Source organism: Rhodococcus sp. P-2, assembly GCF_016598535.1.
Classification (GTDB): Bacteria; Actinomycetota; Actinomycetes; order Mycobacteriales; family Mycobacteriaceae; genus Rhodococcus_F; species Rhodococcus_F baikonurensis.
On sequence record NZ_CP066779.1, the window covers coordinates 3,846,184 to 3,870,440 of the forward strand.

General features: G+C 62.8%; 19 protein-coding genes and 1 pseudogene. 13 read left to right on the top strand and 7 right to left on the bottom strand.

Annotated elements, in window-relative coordinates; all coding sequences use genetic code 11:
* Positions 1-15 precede the first annotated feature (15 nt).
* The 4 genes from I7X09_RS18285 (at position 16) to I7X09_RS18300 (ending at position 6,039) form a co-directional block, all read left to right on the top strand.
* The gene (locus I7X09_RS18285) at positions 16-1,806 is read left to right on the top strand and encodes a sulfite reductase subunit alpha (RefSeq protein WP_200313218.1); all 1,791 of its coding nucleotides are present in this window, start codon (positions 16-18) and stop codon (positions 1,804-1,806) included.
* Positions 1,807-1,852: 46 nt separating this feature from the next.
* On the top strand, positions 1,853-2,746 hold the full coding sequence (locus I7X09_RS18290) for a hypothetical protein (RefSeq protein WP_124567985.1): 894 nt from the start codon (positions 1,853-1,855) through the stop codon (positions 2,744-2,746).
* A gap of 129 nt (positions 2,747-2,875) precedes the next feature.
* Positions 2,876-4,495, top strand: coding sequence for an ATP-binding cassette domain-containing protein (locus tag I7X09_RS18295; RefSeq protein WP_200313219.1), 1,620 nt, complete (start codon positions 2,876-2,878; stop codon positions 4,493-4,495).
* Positions 4,492-6,039, top strand: a complete 1,548-nt coding sequence (locus tag I7X09_RS18300; protein WP_200313220.1) for an ATP-binding cassette domain-containing protein — start codon at positions 4,492-4,494, stop codon at positions 6,037-6,039. Before I7X09_RS18295 ends, I7X09_RS18300 begins: the two co-directional genes overlap by 4 nt.
* Positions 6,040-6,099: 60 nt before the next feature.
* Here the strand turns inward: I7X09_RS18300 and I7X09_RS18305 are convergent, their stop codons facing one another.
* Entirely contained in the window at positions 6,100-7,257 is a 1,158-nt protein-coding gene (locus tag I7X09_RS18305; protein WP_200313221.1) for an acetyl-CoA C-acetyltransferase, read from the bottom strand.
* A 667-nt stretch (positions 7,258-7,924) separates the two neighbouring features.
* Here I7X09_RS18305 and I7X09_RS18310 point away from each other — a divergent pair.
* Positions 7,925-8,344, top strand: coding sequence for a hypothetical protein (locus I7X09_RS18310; protein WP_124567981.1), 420 nt, complete (start codon positions 7,925-7,927; stop codon positions 8,342-8,344).
* A 96-nt stretch (positions 8,345-8,440) separates the two neighbouring features.
* Here the strand turns inward: I7X09_RS18310 and I7X09_RS18315 are convergent, their stop codons facing one another.
* The gene (locus tag I7X09_RS18315; RefSeq protein ID WP_200313222.1) at positions 8,441-9,526 is read right to left on the bottom strand and encodes an ABC transporter substrate-binding protein; all 1,086 of its coding nucleotides are present in this window, start codon (positions 9,524-9,526) and stop codon (positions 8,441-8,443) included.
* A gap of 72 nt (positions 9,527-9,598) precedes the next feature.
* Positions 9,599-10,429, bottom strand: coding sequence for a siderophore-interacting protein (locus I7X09_RS18320; RefSeq protein ID WP_124567979.1), 831 nt, complete (start codon positions 10,427-10,429; stop codon positions 9,599-9,601).
* A gap of 169 nt (positions 10,430-10,598) precedes the next feature.
* On the opposite strand from I7X09_RS18320, the gene I7X09_RS18325 reads away from it, so the two are divergent.
* The gene (locus I7X09_RS18325; RefSeq protein ID WP_200313223.1) at positions 10,599-12,185 is read left to right on the top strand and encodes a helix-turn-helix domain-containing protein; all 1,587 of its coding nucleotides are present in this window, start codon (positions 10,599-10,601) and stop codon (positions 12,183-12,185) included.
* Positions 12,186-12,205: 20 nt separating this feature from the next.
* On the opposite strand, the gene I7X09_RS18330 is transcribed toward I7X09_RS18325, so the two are convergent.
* On the bottom strand, positions 12,206-12,853 hold the full coding sequence (locus I7X09_RS18330; RefSeq protein WP_200313224.1) for a TetR/AcrR family transcriptional regulator: 648 nt from the start codon (positions 12,851-12,853) through the stop codon (positions 12,206-12,208).
* 176 nt (positions 12,854-13,029) lie between these two features.
* Between I7X09_RS18330 and I7X09_RS18335 the strand changes: the two genes are divergently transcribed.
* The 6 genes from I7X09_RS18335 to I7X09_RS18360 are packed head-to-tail and all read left to right on the top strand — an operon-like array spanning position 13,030 to position 20,807.
* A complete protein-coding gene (locus I7X09_RS18335) occupies positions 13,030-14,418 on the top strand; it encodes a flavin-containing monooxygenase (protein WP_200313225.1) in 1,389 nt (462 codons plus the stop codon).
* On the top strand, positions 14,415-15,569 hold the full coding sequence (locus tag I7X09_RS18340; RefSeq protein ID WP_200313226.1) for a serine hydrolase domain-containing protein: 1,155 nt from the start codon (positions 14,415-14,417) through the stop codon (positions 15,567-15,569). The genes I7X09_RS18335 and I7X09_RS18340 overlap by 4 nt, the downstream gene beginning before the upstream one ends.
* Positions 15,566-16,606: an NAD(P)-dependent alcohol dehydrogenase gene (locus tag I7X09_RS18345; RefSeq protein WP_095972282.1), complete on the top strand. Its 1,041-nt coding sequence runs from the start codon at positions 15,566-15,568 to the stop codon at positions 16,604-16,606. Before I7X09_RS18340 ends, I7X09_RS18345 begins: the two co-directional genes overlap by 4 nt.
* A 19-nt stretch (positions 16,607-16,625) precedes the next feature.
* Entirely contained in the window at positions 16,626-18,287 is a 1,662-nt protein-coding gene (locus I7X09_RS18350) for a class I adenylate-forming enzyme family protein (protein WP_200313227.1), read from the top strand.
* Positions 18,284-20,029, top strand: coding sequence for an N-acyl-D-amino-acid deacylase family protein (locus I7X09_RS18355; protein ID WP_124567970.1), 1,746 nt, complete (start codon positions 18,284-18,286; stop codon positions 20,027-20,029). The genes I7X09_RS18350 and I7X09_RS18355 overlap by 4 nt, the downstream gene beginning before the upstream one ends.
* Complete coding sequence (locus I7X09_RS18360) at positions 20,019-20,807, top strand: SDR family NAD(P)-dependent oxidoreductase (protein WP_200313228.1); 789 nt, start codon at positions 20,019-20,021, stop codon at positions 20,805-20,807. The genes I7X09_RS18355 and I7X09_RS18360 overlap by 11 nt, the downstream gene beginning before the upstream one ends.
* Position 20,808: 1 nt before the next feature.
* Here I7X09_RS18360 and I7X09_RS18365 read toward each other — a convergent pair whose 3' ends face one another.
* The 3 genes from I7X09_RS18365 to I7X09_RS18375 form a co-directional block, all read right to left on the bottom strand.
* Positions 20,809-21,288 carry a carboxymuconolactone decarboxylase family protein gene (locus I7X09_RS18365; protein WP_019745891.1) on the bottom strand — a complete coding sequence of 160 codons (480 nt, stop codon included), beginning with the start codon at positions 21,286-21,288 and terminating at the stop codon, positions 20,809-20,811.
* Positions 21,285-22,409, bottom strand: a complete 1,125-nt coding sequence (locus I7X09_RS18370) for an NAD(P)H-dependent amine dehydrogenase family protein (protein ID WP_200313229.1) — start codon at positions 22,407-22,409, stop codon at positions 21,285-21,287. Before I7X09_RS18370 ends, I7X09_RS18365 begins: the two co-directional genes overlap by 4 nt.
* Positions 22,410-22,470: 61 nt before the next feature.
* Positions 22,471-23,151 (bottom strand): NUDIX hydrolase, encoded by a 681-nt coding sequence (locus tag I7X09_RS18375; RefSeq protein ID WP_200313230.1) that lies wholly within the window; start codon positions 23,149-23,151, stop codon positions 22,471-22,473.
* A gap of 79 nt (positions 23,152-23,230) precedes the next feature.
* Here I7X09_RS18375 and I7X09_RS29450 point away from each other — a divergent pair.
* Positions 23,231-24,025: pseudogene (locus I7X09_RS29450) on the top strand (ADP-ribosylglycohydrolase family protein); the annotation flags it as partial.
* Positions 24,026-24,257: the final 232 nt, after the last annotated feature.

A 24,257-nucleotide genomic window follows, 5' to 3' on the forward strand; every position in this document is an offset into this window, starting at 1 on the left:
GGTGAGCTTCAAATCATGGAAATTCCGTACATTCCCGAATACGCACCGTTCACCGGCGACCAGCGAGCGTGGCTTTCCGGATTCCTGGCCGGTCTTCACTCACGAACCGTCATGCCCGGTCAAACCGGTACTGCAACAGCAACTGTGGAAAGAACTGCTGGCGCGGCCGTGCACATCCTCTTCGGGAGCCAGACCGGAAATGCGGAGTCCGTGGCCGAAGACGCGGCCGCTGCTGCTCGTGCCCACGGTCTCGAACCACTTGTCGCGGGTCTTGACACCGTGGATATCAACGCACTTTCCGCCATGCGCCGGGTACTCGTGATCACCTCGACCTACGGCGAGGGCGAGATGCCTGACAACGCGCAGCTGTTCTGGGATGCAGTCGAATCCGAGAGTGCGCCCCGGCTGGAGGGCCTCTACTTCGGCGTACTCGCACTCGGTGACACCAGCTACGACGGCTACTGCCAGTCCGGCAAGAACATCGATGCTCGCTTCGAAGCGCTCGGCGGGACCCGCGTTGTCGACCGCACCGATTGCGACGTCGACTACGAGGATGACGCGGCCGAGTGGATCGTTCGTGCCGTCGCTGCGGTGGCCGGTGTGGACGGTGATGCCGGTCCGGGCGGTGATACAGGCGCTGCGGTGGCGCCGGTTGCATCCGGTTCGCTGAAGACCAAATCCCAATGGACGCGCAAGAACCCCTATCCTGCAACTGTTCTCGCCAATCGACTGTTGTCCGGTGAGGGCTCCGCCAAGGAAGTCCGCCACTTCACCTTTGCGCTCGGCGAGGATGGTCTGGACTACGAGGCCGGAGACGGATTGGGAATCCGCCCGATCAACGACCCCGCTCTCGTCGACGCCATCATCCGTCAACTCGGGGTGAGCGGCGATTGCGTCGTCACGGCGAAGGACGGCTCGTCCGTGCCGTTGGACCAGGTGTTGACCAGCGATTACGAGATCTCGATTCCCTCTCGCGATCTGATCGACGACATCGCCCGACGCAGCGGAGACGCCGAACTGCAGCATATTCTCGACACCGAAGATCGGGAAGCGCTCGACGCGTGGCTGTGGGGCAAAGATGTGCTCGATCTTCTGCAGCTGGGCACCAGCGTTCGCCTGAATCCCGAAGAGTTGCTTGGTCTTCTGCGCCCCCTTCAGCATCGGGTCTACTCGATCTCGTCCAGCCCGCTGGCCCACGCCGGCACCGTGCATCTGACGGTTGCGAGTGTGCGCTACCGCTCGGGCGAGCGGGATCGCGGTGGCGTCTGCTCGACGTATCTTGCGGACCGGGTAGGCGAGGGAGACCGGGTCGGAGTTTTTGTCTCCAAGAACAATTCGTTCCGCCTGCCCGCCGATGATGCTGCTCCCGTCGTGATGATCGGACCCGGAACCGGCATCGCACCCTTCCGCGCTTTCCTGCACGAGCGTCGGGCGCGGAACGCGTCGGGGCAGAATTGGCTCTTCTTCGGCGATCAGCATCAGTCGAGCGATTTCATCTACGAGGACGAGCTCAACGGCCTGACCCGTGACGGTGTCCTGACGCGTCTCGACCTCGCCTTCTCTCGTGATCAGTCCGAGAAGATCTACGTCCAGACACGTATGCGCGAGCAGGGCCGAGAGTTGTTCGCCTGGCTCGAGAAGGGCGCGCACGTGTACGTCTGCGGCGATGCCACCCGGATGGCGAAGGACGTCGACGACGCATTGCACGAGGTGGTCGCCGAGCACGGCGGGTTGGATGCGGATGCCGCCGAGGACTACGTCAACAACCTCAAACGATCGAAGCGGTACCTACGGGATGTCTACTGAGATGTGTCCCCACCGTGGTGAATGCCGTTGCGCAGCTGTGGCGCGCATGTCGGACCTGGACGCGCTGCTTGCGCGTCCAGGATTCCGCGGTGGACTGATCGACACGGTACCCGGGGTAGTCGGCGAAATGTTGTCCCTCTTGGGCGATGTCGTCGCGATCACCGTTGCGGGGCCAGTGGCTGTCAACGACTCGGGAAAGTACGCCGTTCCCACCGTTCCCGGTGATCCGCTGGTCTGCACGCCAGGACTCGTCTCTCTGCGTTTGAACCCTTCCGCCCTCGGTTCGGTGGTGACCACTGATGCAGAGCAGCACCTTCCGCCGACGCTCCGGATGTTCGACACTCACGGATCGAGTTCGCACACCACCTATTTGACCCCGGCCTCGGATCGTCTCGCCTTCGAAGCGATACGAAACGCGGCCGACGCTTCGAGGGAAGCCAACCCTCCCATCCAGACGTCGAATACGCCCGCATTCTGGGCCGAAGCCGATCAGCTGACACAACTCGACTTCATCCTCGCGGACAGGGGCAGCGAACGCCGCAACGGTTTGGTCGCTCTGGGCGCCCTCGGCTACCGGAGAATCGATCCTCACCTCATGGCTGCCGGGATGGAGCACCTGTCCTACCAACAACTGCCCGTCACGACGGTTGTCGCCGGGAACGGCTGCCTGCAGATTCATCGCGGTGATCTCGACGCGGCAGCCATGTTCGGCGGAACGCTGACTCTAGCCTCGGACACCTGCCGGACGATGATCGACCTGAACGGCGTCGCGGAGTGCTGGCTGACCCGCACGCACGGAGTTCACGGACTGACCAGCTCGATCGAGATGTACGACTTCCGCCGAAAATGCGTGGCAGTCTTCACCCAAACAGGTCCAGCCGAACCCGCAGTCATGGACATGTGGGAAGACGTCATGAGTTCCATTTCGGCCGCATCCTGACGCCGACGGCTGCCAATCGAGTGTAAGAAATCGGCGTACTGCGATAACCAAGAGTGGCAACCGAAGCCTAACCTCAGGTTTCGGTCACTTGTCGTGCCCGCACCCTGACGCTGATTCAAGGAGTTATCCATGCCCCGCCCTCTCGTCGAACCATCGCTGGTCCCGGCCTTGCGCCCGGCGCTGCCTGCATTGGCCGCCGGGGTGGTCGCGGCGGCTGCGTCGGGGGTCGCGATGCTCGGAGCGCTCTGGTGCGTCGTGCAACTCATCGGTGAACCGTCCATGAGTTGGGCCGAATGGGCATGCGGGCTCTGGCTCGTCGGCGTCACGCTCGCCGCCACGTCGTCGTGGCTCTCGCACCACGCCGAGGCGCTGTTCGAGGCCAGGCTCAGGCGCCAGCTCGCTGCCCACCTCGTCCGGTTGCCGGCAAGCACGCTGTCCCGCTACAGCGGGGACGCGCTGAGAAGGCTCGTCTCCGACGACATCTCGGCGCTGCACCATATGACTGCGCACCTACCTGCCGAGTTCGCGACGCTCGTGGTGGTCCCGGCGCTCACGATCGCGGCGCTGGCCGTCTCAGCCGGCCCGGTGGCGCTTCTCGCTCTGGCTCCCGGCATCGTGGCAGCACTGTTCTATCTGATCGTGATCCCTCGAATGGCTGCGCGGTACAGCGCTGAACGTGCGGATGTCATGGGCGACATCGTGACCGCCGTGGACGACTATGCCCGCGGCATCCGCGTCTGCCGGATCTACGGCGCGCAGACCGGTGCTGCCGCTGACTATGCAGAATCGACAGCACGGTTCACTCGGGGAATGCAGGAGCGCGTTCGACTCGTGGCGACCCCTGCGGCCGTCGCCGTTTCCCTCATGCAGGCGACGGCAACGTTTGCGATCGCCTATGCCGTCGGATTTCGCTGGGATGCACCGACATTGGCCGCCACCATTCTCTTCAGTCTCGCAATCGTGACACCGGCCCTGCGGCTCGGGCACGGCCTCGACTACGTCGCGGCTGGACGCTCTGCTGCAGTCCGACTCGCCGCAGCGCTGGAGGAAGCCACCCTCCCGGCTGGTGAAGCATCAACCGTTCCGGCCGCCAGTCCCTCCGATCGACTGGAGATCCTCGGCCTGACTGTCACGATCGCGGACCGCAGAGTCATCGACGGCGTCACGCATGCATTCCGCCCGTCCGCAATCACTGCGATCACGGGACCGAGTGGAGCGGGCAAGTCGACGCTGCTGAAAGCACTGGCCGGCTTCGAAATCCCGGATCTGGGTACCGTCCGCTACGCGGGCCAGAGCGTCGACACCATCGACGAGAACCTGCGGCCACGGTCCATTCTGCTCACGCCTCAGGGCGCAGACGTATTGCCTGCCACGGTGCGCGAGAACATCGCGCTGGCCGCCCCCGACGCAACAGACGCGGAATACGCCGCAGCGCTTCGCCGGGCACAGATCGACGTCAGCCTCGATGCCGATGCCGCTTCACTCTCCGGCGGAGAACGTCAGAGAGTCGGGCTTGCTCGGGTATTCCTTTCGCCCGCAACAGTACTGCTGCTCGACGAGCCGACCAGCGCACTCGACGATCGGACAGCGGCCGAACTGTTGAAAGAACTACGACATCTCGCACACGACGAAGGAAAGACGATCGTGATCGTCACCCACGACCCCGCTCTTGCAGACGACGCCGACGATCGGCTCGACCTCCGGAGTCTCATCGCATCCGATGCTGCCCTGACTGGAGCCGAACAATGAACAGCACCACTGCAGCCCGTCGACGCTTGATCACCATCGGACTCGGTTGGGTGTCCGTCGCGGTCCTCGAGGCGATCGCGTACACCACTCTCGCGCTCTCGATCGCCGATCACCGGCCGCCGGTTCTCGTCCTGGCCACGGCCGCAATCGCCCTCTTCGTGACCGTCCTGGTCTCGCGGGGCGGATATTTCACCGGGGCTCGACTCGTCGGCGATCTCTACGACGCGCTCGGGGATGCCTTCGCCCGCGCGAAGCTGTCCTGGTTCACCGACGACAACCGGGCTCTGCTCGCCACCGTCACCGGGCGCGGGATCCCGTCGCTGATGAGTGTTCCCGCACACCAACTTCAGACCTTCCTCGTTGCACCGCTGATCCCGCTGCTCCTGCTTCCTGGAATCGCGGTCGTCGCGGGACCCGGAGTCATGCTGCTCGTCGGGGGACTTCTCGCGGTGTCGCTCGCAGCTCAGACGCTGGCCCAACGCGCTCTCAGCCGAGCGGACGAGCGCCGGCACGAGGTTGAACTCGCTGCGACGCAGTCAACTCTCGAGCTCACCGACCATCTCGAATTACTGCGTACAGCAGCGGGTCCCACTCGTTCCGTCGAACGGATCGAGCGAAGCTGGCGGGATCAGGAAACCGCGCTTGCACGGACCAATCTCGCCGCGGCGCCAGCGACATTCATCTCGGCGATCGCGGCGATCGTGCCGCTGGCAGGTGCAGTAATCTTCCTCGCCGCCACCGGATTCGACGATCCTGCAGCCGCTCTCGCGCTCGTCGTCCTCACCGCCCGCGCCGCCGCCCCGCTCGACGAACTCGCACTGGCCGGAATCGGAGTCAATGAACTGCGCGCGACGGTTCGCGACTACCGCACCGCGACTTCAGCTCCCGCGCTGCCCGAGCCTGAACCCCAGGACGCAGGTCGCCCGGCAGGAACCGACATCAAGATCGTCGACGTGGATCACGCGCCAGTTCTGCGCGGCATCAACGCGCAGATCCCCGCTGGTGATCGCGTGCTCGTAGCGGGACGCTCCGGTACCGGGAAGAGCACACTTCTCGGGCTGCTCATGCGCTTCGACGACCCGGACGAAGGCAGCGTCACTCTGGGCGGAGTTTCATTGCGCGACTTGCCCTACGACGACCTGGCCGCGCACATCGGCTACGTGTCGCAGGATCCACTCATGTTCTCCGGCACCCTCGGGGAAAACATCGGACTGGGAAGACCTGGGGCTACCGAAACCGAGATCGAGGACGCCGCCAGGCGCGCTGTCCTCGGCGCCGTTCTCGACCGCTCGACGCTCGGCATTCATCAGGACGTCGGACACCAAGGGTCCGCTCTCTCCGCTGGCGAACGTCAGCGAGTGGCGATCGCTCGCGCCTTCCTCAAAAACGCACCCGTGCTTGTGCTCGACGAGGCCACTTCGGCTCTCGACGAGGGCACCGAGCGGCGCATCGCCGGCGCTGTGCAGGAATTGGCGGCCACCGTCTTCGTCGTCACCCACCGCGACCCCTCCATCTGGGAGCCGACCCGCACGATCACGCTCTGACATCACCTACCCGACAGAGCGCTGCAACAGAGCGGCTCCAATGCCGCCCGATTCTTCCTTTCAGCTCAGCCGCTCGATGACAGTGACGTTCGCGGTTCCGCCACCCTCACACATGGTTTGGAGTCCATACCGTCCGTCAATGCGTTCCAGCTCGTGCAGCATCGTGGCGAACAGCTTGGTTCCGGTGGCTCCAAGAGGGTGACCCAATGCGATTCCACCACCGTTGGGGTTTACTCGGGAGGGATCTGCACCCGTCTCGATCAGCCAGCTCAGAACTACCGAAGCGAATGCCTCGTTCATCTCTACGGTATCCATCTGGCCGATCGACATGCCTGACTTCGCGAGCGCAAACTTGGTCGCTGGTATGGGTGCCGACAGTTGCAGCATCGGATCGTCGCCGCGCACGCTCATATGATGAATACGCGCCCTCGGCTTCAATCCATGAACCTCGAGCGCCTTCTCGGAGACGATCAAGGCCGCTGACGCGCCGTCACAGATCTGCGAGGCCACAGCAGCTGTCAGTAACGAGCCTTCCCTCAGCGCGGGCAATGCAGCCATCTGCTCCAAGGATGTCTCTCGTGGGCATTCGTCAACGACGCAGTGACCCAGTGACACGGTCTCACGCTCGAATCGCCCGTCGGCGATGGCAGCACGGGCACGCTGATGCGATTGCAGTGCCCATTCCTCCATGTCCTCACGGCTGATACCCCACTTCTTGGCAATCAGGTCGGCACCGACGAACTGTGAGATTTCGGCCTCGCCGAATCGAGCAGCCCACCCCCGTGACTTACTGAAGGGTGTGTCGAATCCGTATTCGTTGCCGGCACGCATCGCCGCCGAGATAGGAATCGCAGACATGTTCTGCACACCGCCGACAAGCACCACATCTTGGGTCCCACTCATGACTGCTTGTGCTGCGAAGTGGATGGCTTGCTGTGAAGATCCGCATTGTCTGTCGACTGTCGTTCCCGGGATATCCAGCGGTAAGCCTGCTGCAAGCCAGGCGGTACGGGCGATGTTGCCCGATTGCGGCCCGATAGCGTCGACACAACCGAAGATCACGTCGTCGACAGCCATCGGGTCCAGTTGGGTGCGGTCGAGAATCGAGGTGATGACATGGGCTCCCATGTCCGCCGGGTGTTCCCCGGCGAGCGAGCCGTTCCGTTTACCCACCGGAGTGCGGACTGCATCGACTACATAGGCCTGGGGTGCAACCATACGAACTCCTTCGAAATCGAGCTTTTGTCGGGCGTTTGGATGTCCACACTCTAACGATCAAGCATTTGCTTGGTATGCGAAGCGTGATTTTGACACCCACCCTTACCTCCGGACCAGAGGTCGCCGAGTCCGAACGTGCCCCTAGACGACCAACCCGGTGTCGACAGGCCTGACCTTCGCGATTCCGTCCAACGAAATCCACTGCTGTCGAAAATATTCGACCAGTCGACGCTCGACCTCCCAACGTCACACAGCAGCCCGCGCCGTGTCAACCGCACGTAGATGTGAAGCAGCAGAAGTTGCGAGAACACCTGCGGGCGTTCAGCTTCTAGCGAAGCGAGTACACCATTCGCATCCATCGCCTCCACTGTAGAGACATTCAACCCGTCTCGCGAGCGGCACCAAGTTGCTCGAGCTACACCACCTGCCGGCCGGCCGAAGCATGAAAAGTTAGTACTTTCGGTGGAGCCCAATGAGATAGGGCAGTTCGCCGCGCATTAAAGGGCTCGTTTACCGATACTCGCTGCAGGACAACGATTCTACCGACAGTAGTGCAATCGGTGATTCGCAAACCGTCACTGACCTGAAACGTGGATCCCCTTGCGGCAATTGCACTCCGAGTACAGTATGAGCACCACACCGTCTTCGATTACCGGAGGTTACCGTGATGAGTCTCGTACGCCGATTGACCGCCTGCGCATCCGTCGTTGCCGTTTCGGTTCTGGCACCCGCAGCCATCGCCTCCGCGGCAGTCACAGTTCCGTTCCAAATCAACCCGGCACCGTTCGGGAACCCCAATGGCAGCTTCGACGCGCCTCCTGTCCGCTGCGTGGCGGTAGTCGGCGAACAACCTGGCACGGTGACGATCACCGGCGCCCCAGACGCCCGGTGGGGATGCATGCTGTCGACCGAAGTGCGCTGGCTGAACCTCTCGACAGGGACCTCCGGCACCGGTCGGCTTTCGGGCGACAACCAAGGAACCCCGGGTGAGACCACCCTGCAGACCGGGGCCGGGCAAGTTGCGGTCACCATATTGCCTGCCGCCGGACCGGTCACTCCAGGTTTCGCAACCTTTTTCGTGCCATAGGCAACCCCGAAACCCGGGGTTCTTGCTGTACGGACAACCCGCCGCCACACAATCATGTGACGACGGGTGAGCGCTTTCCGTTCTCCAGTTGTCCGCCTACAGCTTCTCGCTGATGAGCGGAACGACATGCTCAGCCGCCCACATCGTTCCGATCGGACCACCACTCGTGATCGCCCACAGCACGTCCCCACCGTCGGCGGTACGAGGAGGCAGAGCGACCCAATGCCCGGATGACACAGCTCCCAGCGCCTGGAAGAGCTTTCCATCGGTCAGCTTGTCGAAATCCTCTTCGCTGCCGGCAGCGCTGCGGCCGATCAGCAGGAAGTCCGCATCGATGTTCTCGAGAAGTTCCTCGCCGACGGTGCTCTGGGTGACGAATTCCTTTGCGCGCGGGTTCTCGGCGAAGCCGAGCTCACCCAGGAATGTTGCCGGAGCCGAACCGGGTGCTGAAAGATACTGCAGCCCATTGCCGGTTCCGTAGAAGATCGCCCAGGTTGCAGTCAAGCCCGCGAGTTGCGGGTTCTCCTGGCGCACGTTCGCGAAATACCGGTCATGGTCGGCCACGATCTTTTCGGCCGCCTTCGAGAGGTCGAGGGTCTCGCCGAGTACGCGAATCGATTCCTTCCACGGGACGAGCATCCGCGATTTCGTGTCGGGACTCGTCACCACCGGTGCGATGGAGGACAAACGCTCGTAGTAGTCGCCCATGGACAAACCACCAAGGCCGTCAGCCCAGCCGACGGCAACGATGAGATCAGGCTCGCTCGCGGCGATGGCTTCGACGGGAAGTGTTCCGCCCATCGCGAACTCGAAAGTGTCGAGATCCTCTGCGTCGTAAGGCAACAAGTACGACTGGGAAGCCGATTCCTTCACCATCGACGAGGAGAGGACCGGTTTGACGCCGAGGGCGAGAAGCATTTCCGTGTCGACAGCATTGGGCACGATCGCGGCGATACGCTCCGGTCGCTTCTCGAGAACGCTTGTACCGTAAGGCGATTCCAGGGTCAGCGGGTAGGTGGTCGTTCCTTCCGCCGCGGGAAGGGCACCTCCTTCCGAATTGGGGGAGGATGCCGTTTCCGAGTCTTCGGCCGGGGCCGAGCACCCGGTTACGAGGAGCGCTGCGGCGAGCGCGGTCCCGATCAGACCGGTGATCCGTGATCGTCTGGTGCGCAGGACTGTCATTTCTGCCTTTCGGTGTTATCGAGCACTGTCGGTCTTACTGAGTACAGATGTCGGGTGAGCGATGGAGCCAGGTCAGGAATCTGCACGTACGGCCTCGCCGCGTTTCCAGTAGCCGGTGAAGTCGATGTCGGTCTTCGCAATTCCTCGATCACGAATGAGGTACCGACGAAGCGATCGAACCGTCGCCTGTTCGCCTGCAAGCCAAGCGAATACGCGTGCGTCACACCATTCGGCGGCAGTGACCGCGTCGAGTAACAAAGAAGTGGTGCCGGGCTCGGCCCCCTCGCGCGGCAACCACGTGACACTCACCCCGGGCAACTCGCGCACCGATTGAATGTGAGCTGAGTCCGCAATTTCGACGAACACCTGCCCCCTGGCATCGGCGGGCAATCCTTCGAGCAGACGCGCGATCGCAGGTAGCGCCGTCTCGTCACCGACGACCAGCAGATGCTCGCAATCCTCCGGAAGTCCCTGCGATACAGAGGGACCCGCGATGTGCATTCGGTCGCCCGGACCGGCGCCGCGTGCCCAGGCGGTAGCCACTCCACTGCCGTGAACGACGAAATCGACCTCGAGTTCCCTTGTTCGCGGATCGTAGCGACGCACGGTGTAGGCGCGGGCAAGTGGGCGTCGCCCCGCAGCGAAAGTCACACTGCCGTCGACCATCACCGGTAGGACGGGGTCGGTTTCGCCAGGGTAGGCGAACAGCAACCGAATGTCGTCATCGAAGCCCGTGCTGGTGAAGGCAGGCTCGACGTGACCGTCGGCGTTGGTAAAGGTTTCGAGCTGGGTGCCGGTGAGCGTTACTCTCCTCATGCCCGGCGTCACGTCTGCCACCCGACATACCTCGAGTTCACGCAAGGTGACGGGGTACGCCGTTGTCGGACGGGTGTTTCGGGGCACGGAAAGACTCCTCGGAAGCGCACAGACGGGGGTTCGGCCCACGTTCGATCACGGCGAGACGGCCAGTAATTAAAGCTAGCCTGCCCTAATCGGATACGGTTATCCGTGCGTGCCGACTTCTTACACTCATCGGTCGCCTGTGCGAGAAGGCATCTACATTGGGGGCATCGTGGGACCACGGTTGGTGTTCTCTGCGGGAGAAGTCCCCGAAATCCCTGCCGCTCGACTCGCCTCGATCGCGAATGAACGCGAGCCGCTGCTGTTCTGGGTACACACCGGACGCGCAGAACTGCAGATCGGCGATCGCGTCCGCAACGTGCCCGCGGGGGCCGCAGTGTGGGTACCGGCGGGAATCGCGTACAGCATTCGAGTGGACCCGGAGGCGGTCGCATTTCCCATCCCGATGCCCGCTGCCGACCTGCCTCCCACGTTGAACCGAATCATCGACTTCGAGATCCCGGCCGCCTGGCAGGACTGGCTCGTCCACCAGTTCGCACACAACTTGGGATTTCTGCGCGGTGGGACGGCCGTGGGTGCCGGGCTGCTCGAGCTGGTCGCGGGAGCCCATGCCAAAGAGTCGGGCGCTTCGGTGCCGTACTCCCCGCCGAGATTGCCTCGCTCGGCCGAAACCCTCGAGATCGCTCGCACACTTCTTCGGACACCAGCCGACGACACCGAACTTTCCCAGTTTGCCCGGCAACTCAAGATCGGTGTCCGCACCCTGCAGCGCCGATTCACCGAGGAGACTGGGTTGTCTTTCGTGCGTTGGCGTACCTCGGCCAGGATCGCGGCAGCAACCGCATACCTGGATGCCGGTCGCGAAATCGGTTGGACGGGTGGACAGGTCGGATTCGCGACGCCCGCGGGATTCACCCGCGCCTTCCGTGAACACACCGGAATGACACCAAGTGCCTACGCACGTGCACACCGAGGTTCGGCGCCGATCCATGAGAACGAAACGTTGGCACAGAGCGTCGCGCTGTTGTCCGAGGAAGGCACCCAACCACGCTCGGCACCGATACCGCCGACGATCCCCACAAGCGGAACATGGGCTAGGGTCAACGACTTTCACGTCGTCGTCTGGATCTATCGAGGCTCCGCCCGGGTTACTTTCGGCGACCGAACGTGGAATCTGAGGCGGGGCGACGCGATGTGGCTTCCAGCGGGAGTTCGCAACAGTGTCGAGATCGCGGAAGGCTCTCTACTACTTCCCCTCGGGTCCCAGCCGGGCGCCTCTCCGGTCGCCGCACCGCCGCCACGTGTGCTGCACTTCGCGCGCGAAGCGGAGAGGTATCTGTTGCACACGGTGGTCGCGAATTACACCCACCTGCGCCCCGAGATCCACGACCCGGCGCGGATCTCGAGGCTGGTCCGCAGCTCTGCGGCGGCTCGTCCACACGGCAGTCGTCAGAGCGATCCAGTCGAGACGATCCTTGGCGCGCTTCGGGCCGACCCCACCGATTCGCGCACGCTGTCGGAGTGGAGCTCTCGACTCGGCGTCGACGAGAACTTGCTCCACCAAGGCTTCACTGAGGCCACCGGCCAGAGCTACCCACGCTGGCGTGCCCAATTACGTATGACCCTCGCCCGTGCTCATCTCGAGGAGGGTCTCTCGGCCGGAGAGACTGCCCGCCGACTCGGCTACGCGCACGCCTCCGGCTTCACCAAGGTCTTCATCGCTGCCCACGGCATGTCGCCGCGGGCTTACCAGCGCCGCGGTTGGCGGGGCGCGGCCGAAGGTCTCATCGACTCGTGACCCGCCGTCGGGATTCACACCTACCGTTCGTCGGCGCCCTTCGATTCCGGCGACAGGGCCGGGAACCATATATCGGTCAGAACCTCGGCCGCTTGAACCCGCGTCACATCGATCGTCCCCTGCACGGCCCAGCGTGTGAAGAATCGCTCCAGCTGACTCACGAGCAGTTCGACGCGCAACCTCGCCTCGTCGTGCTGTTCCACCGGCCACCGGCCCAGATACTTGGGCATGGCGTTCGGTAGTTCGGTCATACCGTCCCGAGCTGTCTCGCGGAACTCCGGTTCGAGTGCAACGGCCTCGTCCCACGCCGGCAGCAGGCGCTTGTTCTCGTCGAACCAGTCGAAGGCACGTTCCAGCCATGCGGTGAACTCCACGCGAGAGTTCGTGTCGAGAACTCGATCGAGATCGATGTAGAAAGCGAACGCACTCGCCGCCATCCCGGCCGCGCCGATCGTCCTGAGCATGTCCACCTTGCTGGCGAAATGCACGTAGAACGTGGCTCTACTGCATCCGACGACCGAGGCGATGTCGTCGACCGTGACTGCCGCATATCCCCGCTCTTCGAACAGGGTGCGTGCGGCGTCCACGAGTTTGGCCCGCGTCGCGCGTTTCTGCTCGTCGCGAAGGGTCCCCCGCCTGTTCTTCGGGCCATCGGTAGTCGTGCTCACGTCGCCAACCTTGCTCGCATTTCGACCTCCTGGCAAATCACCGACTCGCCGTCATCAAAAAACATTGCGTCATTCATTGACACATCGTCAGCGAATGGCGCACTATGACTCAAGTCACTTCTCGGGTTTCGATTCTTCTCCTCGCACACCCGAGACAGAACAGAAAGCGATGGCGAATGAGCCCCTCCCCCTTGCCGAGCGTGTGCATCATCGGCGCCGGGCCCACCGGAATCACGACGGCCAAGCGAATGAAGGAATTCGGAATACCCTTCGACTGCTACGAAGCGTCCGACGAGGTCGGCGGAAACTGGTACTACAAGAACCCCAACGGAATGTCGGCCTGCTACCAGAGCCTGCATATCGACACGTCGAAGTGGCGCTTGGCATTCGAGGACTTCCCGGTCTCCGCCGACCTTCCCGATTTCCCCCACCACTCCGAACTCTTCCAATACTTCAAGGACTACGTCGAGCACTTCGGCCTGCGTGAGTCGATCATCTTCAACACCAGTGTTGTTGCAGCAGAACGTGATGCAGACGGACTGTGGACCATCACGCGCTCCGACGGCGAAGTTCGCACCTACGACGTCCTGATGGTCTGCAACGGACATCACTGGGATCCCAATATCCCCGACTACCCGGGTGAGTTCGACGGCGTGCTGATGCACAGCCACAGCTACAACGACCCGTTCGATCCGATCGACATGCGAGGCAAGAAGGTTGTCGTAGTCGGAATGGGGAACTCCGGCTTAGACATTGCTTCCGAACTGGGGCAGAGATACCTCGCCGACAAGCTCATCGTCTCGGCGCGCCGCGGCGTGTGGGTGTTGCCGAAATACCTGGGCGGCGTGCCGGGAGACAAACTGATCACCCCGCCCTGGATGCCTCGGGGTCTGCGCCTGTTCCTGAGTCGGCGATTCCTCGGCAAGAACCTGGGAACCATGGAGGGCTACGGACTACCCAAGCCAGACCACCGTCCGTTCGAGGCCCACCCGTCGGCCAGCGGCGAGTTCCTGGGACGCGCCGGGTCCGGCGACATAACCTTCAAGCCTGCGATCAGCAAACTCGACGGAAAGCAGGTTCACTTCGCGGACGGCACTTCCGAGGACATCGACGTGGTCATCTGCGCCACCGGCTACAACATCAGCTTCCCCTTCTTCAGCGATCCGAATCTTCTGCCGGACAAAGACAACCGATTCCCGCTCTTCAAACGAATGATGAAACCCGGAATCGACAACCTCTTCTTCATGGGACTGGCGCAGCCCATGCCGACGCTCGTCAACTTCGCCGAGCAGCAGAGCAAGCTCGTCGCGGCCTACCTCACCGGTAAATACCAACTGCCGTCCGCCAGTGAGATGCAGGAGATCACCAAGGCCGACGAAGCGTACTTCCTCGCTCCCTATTACAAGTCACCGCGACACACCATCCAACTCGAGTTCGATCCCTACGTCCGCAACATGAACAAGGAAATCGCCAAGGGCACCAAGCGCGCAGCGGCCTCCGGAAACAAGCTCCCCGTTGCGGCCCGTGCAGCAGCACACGAACTCGAGAAGGCGGACCGCGCATGAGCACGGTGAACGGTCACTGCAACAACGAGTTCGACGCCGTCCGCACCGCCTTCGAGGCTCAACTCGAATCCGGCGAAGAACTCGGCGGGTCCATCGCCATCACCGTCGCCGGAGAATCCGTGGTCGATCTCTGGGGCGGGTACGCCGACGAATCCCGTACCACTCCTTGGGGTCCGGACACCATCGTCAACACGTTCTCCATCACCAAGACCATGACAGCTCTGTGTGCGCTCATGCTGGTCGAACGCGGCCAATTGGATGTGTTCCAGAAGGTCGCTCATTACTGGCCCGAATTTGCGGTAAACGGCAAGGAAGACATCGAAGTTCGCCACCTCCTCTCGCATACGTCCGGAGTCTCCGGCTGGGAACGCCCGATCGAACTGAAGGACATCTACGACCTCGAGGCGTCCACCACCCGCCTCGCTACGCAGAAGCCGTGGTGGACCCCCGGTACGGCGTCGGGCTATCACGCGATCAACTACGGCCATCTCGTCGGTGAGGTCATTCGTCGCATCGACGGGCGGACTCTCGGCAGGTTCTTTGCCGAAGAGCTCGCCGGTCCACTGGGCGCCGACTTCCACATCGGCACGTCCGCAGAACACTTCGGCCGAATCGCCACTCTGGTTCCGCCGCCCGCATTGGAATTCGACCTGTCTACTCTCGACCAGGACAGCATCTTCATCAAGACCCTGACCTGCCCATTGCTCGACTATCCCGAGGTCAACACCGCGCCCTGGCGGGAAGCTGAAATCGGCGGAGTCAACGGTCATGGCAACGCCCGTTCGATCGCTCGGGTCCAATCCTTGATCTCGAACGGTGGTGTGCTCGACGGCCAGAAGTTGCTCTCGCAGAGCACCATCGACCTGATCTTCGAGATCCAAGCCGACGGTATCGACCTCGGGATCATGACTCCACTCAAGTTCGGCATCGGCTACGGACTGCCACACCCGGATACCGCACCCCTGGTTCCCGACGGACGCGCCTGCTGGTGGGCGGGAATCGGCGGCTCGATGCTGGTCAACGATCTGGACCGTCGGATGACCTTCGCCTACGTCATGAACAAGATGGCGCCGGGTCTGATCGGATCCGATCGCAGCAACGCGTATCTGAGTGCCGCATACAACTCCGAGATCAGCGAGGTCAACTCATGAAGGCAGCTCAGCTCATGGGGCCTGGTCTCCTCGAGATCAACGACGTGCCGGTCCCCGAGATCGGCCCGTCAGAACTACTGATTCGGGTTGGTGCAGCGGGAATCTGCCACTCCGATCTCCATCTCCTGCACTTTCCGTACAAGATGCGCGAAGAGCCGCTGACCATCGGCCACGAGATCGCCGGCACCATCGAAGCGGTCGGGACCGGCGTCGACGGTCGCTCGGTCGGCGAACGCGGCGTCGTCTATCTGTGCTGGTCGTGTGGACAGTGCCGAGAATGTATGAGCGGCAACGAGAACATGTGCCTCGCCGCTGGACGCACCGCGATGCCACCCTGTCCCGGGCTCGGTCCCGAAGGCGGTATGGCCGAGTACGTGAAAATTCCGGCCCGCTCGTTCGTTCCCATCGGAGACCTGGACTTCCTGCAGGCAGCACCACTCGCCGATGCGGCCCTGACGAGCTACCACGCCATTCGCGGCGCCCGCGAACATCTGCAACCCGGTGCCACCGCGGTGGTGATCGGCATCGGCGGACTCGGTCACGTTGCAGTACAGATACTTCGGGCGATCAGTGCCGTGCGCATCATCGCTGTCGACGTCGGACAGGATCAACTCGATCTCGCCAAACGCTGCGGCGCCGACATCACGCTCGAATCGGGACCGGACACCGCGCAGCAGATCCTCGACCTCACCTCGGCCAGAGGCGCAGAAGTCATCTTCGACTTCGTCGGTGTCGATGCAACTGCTCAGATGTCAGTTCAAGCGGTTGCGCCGAACGGCGCGTATCGCATGGTGGGTCTCGGAGGCGGAAACCCCGGGATCACCGCCGAAGCTGCCGGTGGACCGGGCTGGCCGTGGGGCGCATCGATCCGGAAGTCCTATGGCGGCACCAGAAACGACCTCGTCGATTCCATCGCCCTGGCACAGGCCGGTCTGGTAACGGTAGAAGTAGCCCGCTTCGACCTCGCTGATGCCCGCGACGCACTCGACCGTCTCGAACACGGCAAGGTCACCGGACGCGCAGTGCTCGTACCCTAATCTTCGAAAGGCGCTTCACGTGACCACTTCCGCTGATACACAAGCATTCATCGCGTCCGTCATGGCTGGGCTGACCGGCCCCGGTGGTCCTTTCGAGATGCAAGTCGAGGATGTACTTGGCAGCTCGATGCCCGTCATGAAGAACCGTGACAAGGCACTCGGCGACGTGCTCGCTGCGTCCTTCGACTACGGATCACGCGACTACCTGGTGACCAAGGACCGACGCTTCAGCTACCTCGAGCACGGCGAGGCCGTAGCAGCATTGGCCACGGCACTGCGCGAGCGGTACGGCGTCCGCAAGGGCGATCGGGTGGGCATCCTCGCCGCCAATACGCCGGAATGGGTGATGACCTTCTGGGCGGCTCAGGCGCTGGGTGCGATCGCAGTAGGGTTCAACTCGTGGTGGGTGGCGCGTGAGGTGCAGTACGGAATCGATCACACCACTCCTACTGTCGTGATCGCCGACGCCAAACGCGCACAAGTTCTTTCCGAGATGAACACCGATGTTCCCGTGCTCACGATGGAGGAAGATCTACCGGCTCTGATGGAGAAGTACTCGGGATCGCCACTCCCCCGAACCACGGTCGACGAGGACAATCCGGCTGTGATCCTGTATACGAGCGGAACCAGTGGGCGCCCGAAGGGGGCAGTTCACACTCACCGAAACGTGTTGGCCGTCATCGACTACCACCGCTACAGCGATCGCCTCGCTGCGGCGTTCACCGGAAAACCCAGCGATGGCAGACCAAGCGACCTGCGGTATCTGCTGACCGCACCGCTGTTTCACATTGCAAGCCTGCATAACCTGGCGATCCCACGACTCGCAACGGGCGGGGCCGTGGTCATCCACCAGGGCGCCTTCGACGTCGACGAGGTCCTTTCCCTCGTCGAACGCGAGAAGGTCACCAACTGGGCGGTGGTCCCCACCATGGCAACCCGACTCCTCGAACACGGCGATATCGAGAAGTACGACCTGAGCTCACTGAGCGCCTTTGCATTGGCGTCAGCGCCGTCGTCCCCGGCCTTGCAGGAACGCCTGCGCGCACGCCTGCCTTTTGCGCAGCACACTTTGGTAGACAGCTACGGGCTCACCGAATCCTCTACTGGCATTTCGGTTGCCACGCCACCGGAACTTGCCGCGTTCCCCGGAACTCTCGGCCGGCCGATCATCGGTGTGAGCGTGGAGGTCCGAGACCCCTTCGGGAGTGCAGTCCCCGACGGGGAGGAGGGTGAAATCTGTGCGCGAAGCCCCTACGTGATGTTGGGATACTGGAACGACGAGACCGCGACGGCTGCCGCTATCGGTCCTGATCGGTGGCTCCGAACCGGCGACTTCGGAGTTCTCGAAGACGGCCGGCTCCGCCTGACAGGCCGCCGGTCCGACCTGATCCTGCGCGGCGGCGAAAACGTCTACCCCGTCGAAATCGAGCAGACCATCGACGAGCATCCCGCAGTCCTCGAATGCGCTGTGATCGGGATTGATTCGACAGACCTCGGCCAGGAAGTGGCGGCCGTTGTCGTTCTTCGCAACGAGGGAGCGGCGACCGAAGAAGAACTACGCGACTATGTCGCCGAAAGGCTCGCCTACTTCAAGGTGCCGGTGAAGTGGAAACTGAGCACAACTCCTCTGCCCCGCAATGCAACCGGGAAAACCATCCGCGCAAAGGTGGCTATCTCATGACCTATGACGCCGTGATCAACAACGGTCTGTGGTTCGACGGCACCGGGGCGAAACCAGCTGTCCGCAATCTGGGCATCCGAGGCGGGTTGGTCACCGCCATCTCGCTCGATCCACTCGACGAAACCGGCTGTCCCCGTGTCATCGACGCGCGGCGCAAATGGGTCATCCCGGGCATCGTGGACATCCACACTCACTACGACGTCGAAATCCTCGAAGGGCCGGCGCTCAGCGAATCTCTCAGACACGGAGTCACGTCGATCTTTGTCGGATCGTGTTCCCTGTCCACCATTCACGCCAGCCCGTCGGACGCCGGCGATCTTTTCGGCAGAGTCGAGGCGATTCCGCGCAAGCACGTTGTCGATGCACTCACGCGGGCCAAGACCTGGAACTCCGCGCGTGAGTACATCGCGGCGCTCGAGTCACTTCCGTTGGGACCCAACGTCGCAGCATTCATCGGGCACTCCGACATGCGAGCCGCGGAGATGGGATTGGACCGTGCAACGCGGAAGGATGTGCACGCCACCGACTCCGAACTCGCGTCGATGGAAGCACAATTGACCGAGGCGCTTGACGCCGGATTCGTTGGGATGTCCAGTCAGCAATTGTTGTTCGACAAACTCGACGGCGAAACCTGCCGCTCACGCACACTGCCGTCGACGTATGCAACCACGAAGGAACGACGTCGACTCAATGCGATTCTCCGCCGTCGGGGACGGGTATTTCAGGCTGGACCTGACCTCTCCAACCCCATGAGTACCGGAGCGATGGCGTTCTCCAGTGCTGGCCTGTGGCGCAAGCGACTCAAGACGAGCATGCTCTCGGCGGCTGATATCAAGTCCAACAAGTTGGCCGTGGTGATCCTCGGTCCGCTGGCGCATCTGGTCAATCGACTCGGCGGCGACCTGCGCTGGCAGCACCTACCGGTTCCCTTCGAGGTGTACGCCGACGGCATCGACCTGGTTGTCTTCGAGGAGTTCGGATCCGGCGCTGCAGCACTGCATCTGACCGACGAGATGGAACGCAACGTTCTGATGCAGAGTGAGGAGTACCGGCGACAGTTCCGCAAGGACTACGACCAAAAGTTCGGTGTCAAAGTCTGGCATCGCGATTTCTTCGACGCCGAAATCGTTTCCTGCCCCGACGAATCCCTGGTCGGCAAGAGTTTCGGACAGGTCGGCGTCGAGCGCGGAGGCCTCCACCCGGTCGACGCCTTCCTGGATCTGGTCCTCGAGCACGGCACGAAGGTGCGCTGGCGCACAACCATCTCCAATCACCGGCCGGAGATTCTGGACAAGTTCGCCCAGGACAACGGTGTCCAACTCGGGTTCTCCGACGCCGGAGCACATTTGCGCAACATGGCGTTCTACAACTTCGGCTTACGACTACTCCGACGTGTCTACGACGCTCAAAAGGTCGGGCGGCCGTTCATGACCGTCGAGGCAGCCGTGCATCGTCTCACCGGTGAACTGGCCGAGTGGTACGACGTGGATGCCGGGCACCTTCGATTAGGTGACCGCGCCGACCTGGTTGTGATCGATCCCGCCCACCTCGACGATTCACTCGAGACCTACGCGGAGAGTCCAGTTGTGGAGTACGACAATCTCTCCCGCATGGTCAATCGCAACGACCAGACTGTCACCGCAGTGTTCGTCGGCGGCGAGTACGTCTTCGGAGACGGAGAAGCAGCACCCGTTCTCGGCAACCGCCGGACCGGAAAGTTCTTGAAAGCAGGTGCTCATTAACACGTCCAGATTCGCCGGAAAAACCGCAGTCGTCACTGGCGCAGCCTCGGGGATCGGCGCGGCCATCGCACTACGACTTATCAGCGAAGGCGCACGGGTGGCCGGAATAGACATCGCGGCAGAGGGTTTGAAGGAGACAGCGTCCCAGCACGGCGCGTCTTTCCTCGCCGTTCCCGCTGACGTCACCAAGGAATCCGATGTCGCCGAGGCTATTGCCTCTGCGGCAGCGGAATTCGGCGGTATCGATCTGGCTTTCAACGTTGCCGGGGCGTCGAGGGTGGGTCAGATCGTCGACCTCGACGAGGCCGACTGGGACTTCACCATCGACCTGGTGCAGAAGGGCGTCTTCCTCTGTACCAAACATGAAGCTCGACATATCCGAGAGCACGGGCGCGGCGGTGCGATAGTCAACGTTTCCTCCCTCAACGCGCACGTACCGAGCCCTTACGGGAGCGCGTATGCGACGGGTAAGGCCGGGGTCGAGATGTTCAGCAAGAATGCCGCGATCGAACTGGCGGCGTCGAAAATTCGGGTCAATGCAGTTCTGCCCGGCCTGGTCGACACCCCGTTGGTCGCACCGGTCATGAACTACGAGCCTGCCCGCGACATGTTTCTGAGCCGAATCCCCATGTCCCGAGCGGCAACTCCCGACGAGATCGCCGGACCGTGCCTCTATCTCGCCAGCGACGACGCCTCGTACATCACCGGAACCAGCCTGGTCGTCGACGGCGGCTGGGAGGTCTCGAACTACCCGGATCTGACGACGCTGGGCAACTAGTTCAGTTGCCGGGCAACACACATTGAGTGTCGAGGCCGAGGACGTGGTTGAGCCGGCCGAAGGCCAACCACGATCCGAGGCACATGCTCAACTCGACGATTTCTCGCTGGGAGTAGTGAGCTGTCATACGTTCCCAGAACTCGTCGTCGAGTCCGTGGTGGTCGAGAGCGTATCTCTCGGCGTATTCGGCAGCGAGGCGTGTCCTGTCGTCGAAGGCATCGGTGGTGCGCCAGTCCGTGACAGCCTGATCGAACGTCGACTCCACTGTCTCGCCGTCACGCTCGGTGCGCCAGTCCTGACAGAAGATGCATCCGTTGATCTGAGCGATCCGAAGCCTGGCCGCCTCGAACTCGCGGAGTCCGAGAGTGCCGTCCGTGTAGACCTTTTGGGAGAACCCGGCGGCCGCGGGCCCGATGCCGGGAACCATCTCGCCCCACACGTAGCCGATCGGGTTCTTGCCTTCGGGTATGTCGATGTTCATGTGAGTACCTCCGAGTTTCGGGCACCGAGCTTGCCGACGCCGGGTGTGAGCGGAACGTCCAGCGCGTCGTAGAGACCGGGTTCGGCCTGACGAAGCCACGGAATTGCATTGACGAGACGTCCTACAGCCGTGGCATTTCCGCCGGCTGCGCGATTTCCACCTTCATCGGTGGCCTCGACGTTGATCTCGATTCGTGGTCGTCCATCGACGATCACCTTGTGCGCACCATCCCCGCCGTCGGGCGGAAGCGGCCAATCGCGGGCACAGGACGGATGAATACGCGTGACGTGTTCGATCACGATCAAGGGTTCCCCGCCGACGATCCCCTGAACCTCGAATCGCAGTGCGCCCTGGGTGCCGGCCGCGAACTCCCCCATATGGTCGGTCGACACGGTTTCCTCGAGCGGACGGCGCAGCAAGGTCTCGCGGATCTCGTCGAGTTCCACCCCGAGCGCCCGGGCGATGAGCCGAATCTGGCCGCCCCAGACCATGGTGGGCACACTCGGCGCGACCATGGGAGGTTCGTAGTCCATCGGCTGACCCATCCCGATGAGGTAGCGGACCGAATCCGGCTGTTCGTAGGTCGTGTAGTCGAAGATCTCCTGACACCTGATCTGGTCGATTGTCCCCGCGAGCCCGCTGACGAGAATCGGCAGGATGTCGTTGCCCCAGCCTGGGTCGATGCCGGAGACGAACAGAGCGCCGCCGCCTGCCTTGGCTGCAGCTTCGACGGGATCACGAAGCTCGGGGGGTGCAGATTTCGGGTCGTACAGCGCGTATACGGACGGCGTGACCACCACGGCTCCGGCTGCCAGCGCCCGAATGATGTCTGCAACCGCGTCATCGGGCCGAATGTCACCGGAAGCCGCGTAGACCACCGCGCCCGGGGACCCTGCGAGCACGCCATCGGCATCATCGGTCGCCGCGACGCCCAGGTGCACTCCCAGATCGGCGAGGTCACCGGCGTCTCGTCCGACCTTCGCCGGGTTGGCAACGATGACGCCGACGAGTTCGAGGGCAGGATTGGCTGTCACAGCGCGAATCGATGCACGCCCGACATTGCCCGTACCCCACACGACGGTCGGAATCTTGGACTCGGCTTCATTCGAAACTGCACCCATCAACCGGACATTACCCAGCTCAGCGCGTCAGGTCAGCAGAACTGCAAGAATTCGTTTCACTTCATCCGGTCAAAAATGCCATTGCCTGCGCAGTCAGTGCGCCGTCACCCCGCCTCCGGTACGTCTCAGCGGGTCGGCCGTTACCTGGTCTGCTCATCTCGCCGGTACTTTCGAGCGCGTCGAATACCTGCCGACGGAAGCTGTCCTTCTGGAACGGACGATCGAAGATCACCTCGTACAGTCCCCGAAGTTCGGCGACGGTGAACGTCCCGCCCGACAATCCGTCCGGATCCACGTACGACGCATACCTCGTGCGTAGGTCCGTGACCGCGAGTCGCACCATGTCGGCGTGATCGAACGCGAGTCCACTCACTGCCTCGTCGTCGTACACATCGACGAGAAGCGCCGAATCGGGCAGTGCCGATTCCGGTAGGCAAGCGGTGTGTGCGACCGACAAAACCCATCCACGGTCGTCGCGGTCCGGTCGGTCGAAGATCGCCAACTGGTGAAAGCTCGTCTGGGCCAACTCTGCCTTGACCGACAGGGCACGATCGGCTGCGGCCGTGAGCAATTCGCGTTCGTGCAGAAATGTTCCCGGTAGCGCCAGCGCACCGAGACGGTGCCGAACCACCAGAACTTTCAGAGATCCACCGCTGTACGTCAACACCGCGACGTCCACTGCCACGGACGGACGCGGGTAGTCCGATAATGCCCTGCCGCTCGTGTCTGTCCATTTATTCACCCTTGCATGTTATCTCAAACATGATCTATTGTTAGCGCAAAGTTGATCAAACGATCTCCGCGAACTTGAAAAGGTGGCTATGAAACTCACCGCACAGCAGTCCGATCGAGCGGCCGGTGTTCTGCTCGGCACCGCAGCAGGCGACGCACTCGGCGCCGGCTACGAATTCACCTATCCGAACACCGAGGTCACTATCGACATGATCGGCGGCGGCCCGTTCAACTGGGCGCCGGGAGAATGGACCGACGACACCTCGATGGCAGTTTCAATCGCCGAGGTGGCCGCGACAGGAATCGACATCGGAGGCTCTGACGGCCTCGATGCCATTGCAGCACAGTTCATCCGGTGGTACGACTCGAAGCCTGCAGACATCGGCAACCAGACGCGAGCGGTATTGTCTACCCGCTCCGAAAGCGCAGCCGCCATGGCGGATCGTGCGCGGGCGATCAGCGGCCGCAAGGCCGGGAACGGCTCGCTCATGCGCACCGCTCCCGTCGCCCTCGCCTACTTGGACGACGCAGAGCGAGCCGGGTCGGCCGCGCACCGGATCAGTTCACTCACGCATGACGACCCGCGCGCCGGACAGGCGTGCGAGTTGTGGACCCACGCCATCCGCCATGCCGTTGTCGCCGGCAACTTCGAGGGGGCTCGCGACTTCCTCTCCGTCGCCGATCAGGAGGTCGCCGAATACTGGGGCCCGCTGCTCGATCAGGCCGAAACCGGGAACCCTCAGGACTTCTCCAAGAACGGTTGGGTGGTGCATGCGCTTCAGACCGCTTGGTGGGCCATCACTTCCACGGACAATGCCGATGCTCGCCACCTCCAGTACGCGCTGGAAGCAGCCGTGCGAGCCGGCGGGGACACCGATACGACTGCGGCCATCGCGGGTGGCCTCCTCGGCGCCCGTTGGGGAGCGTCGGCGGTTCCCGCCCGGTGGCGCCGGATCATGCACGGCTGGCCGGGGTACCGTTCGTCCGATCTGGTTCGCCTGGCGATCAAGACTGCTCGCGGCGGCACCGACGACAAGAACGGTTGGCCGTCGACGGCAGAACTCGATTACTCGCGGTTCCGCGGAACCCACCACCTGACCACGCACCCGCACGACG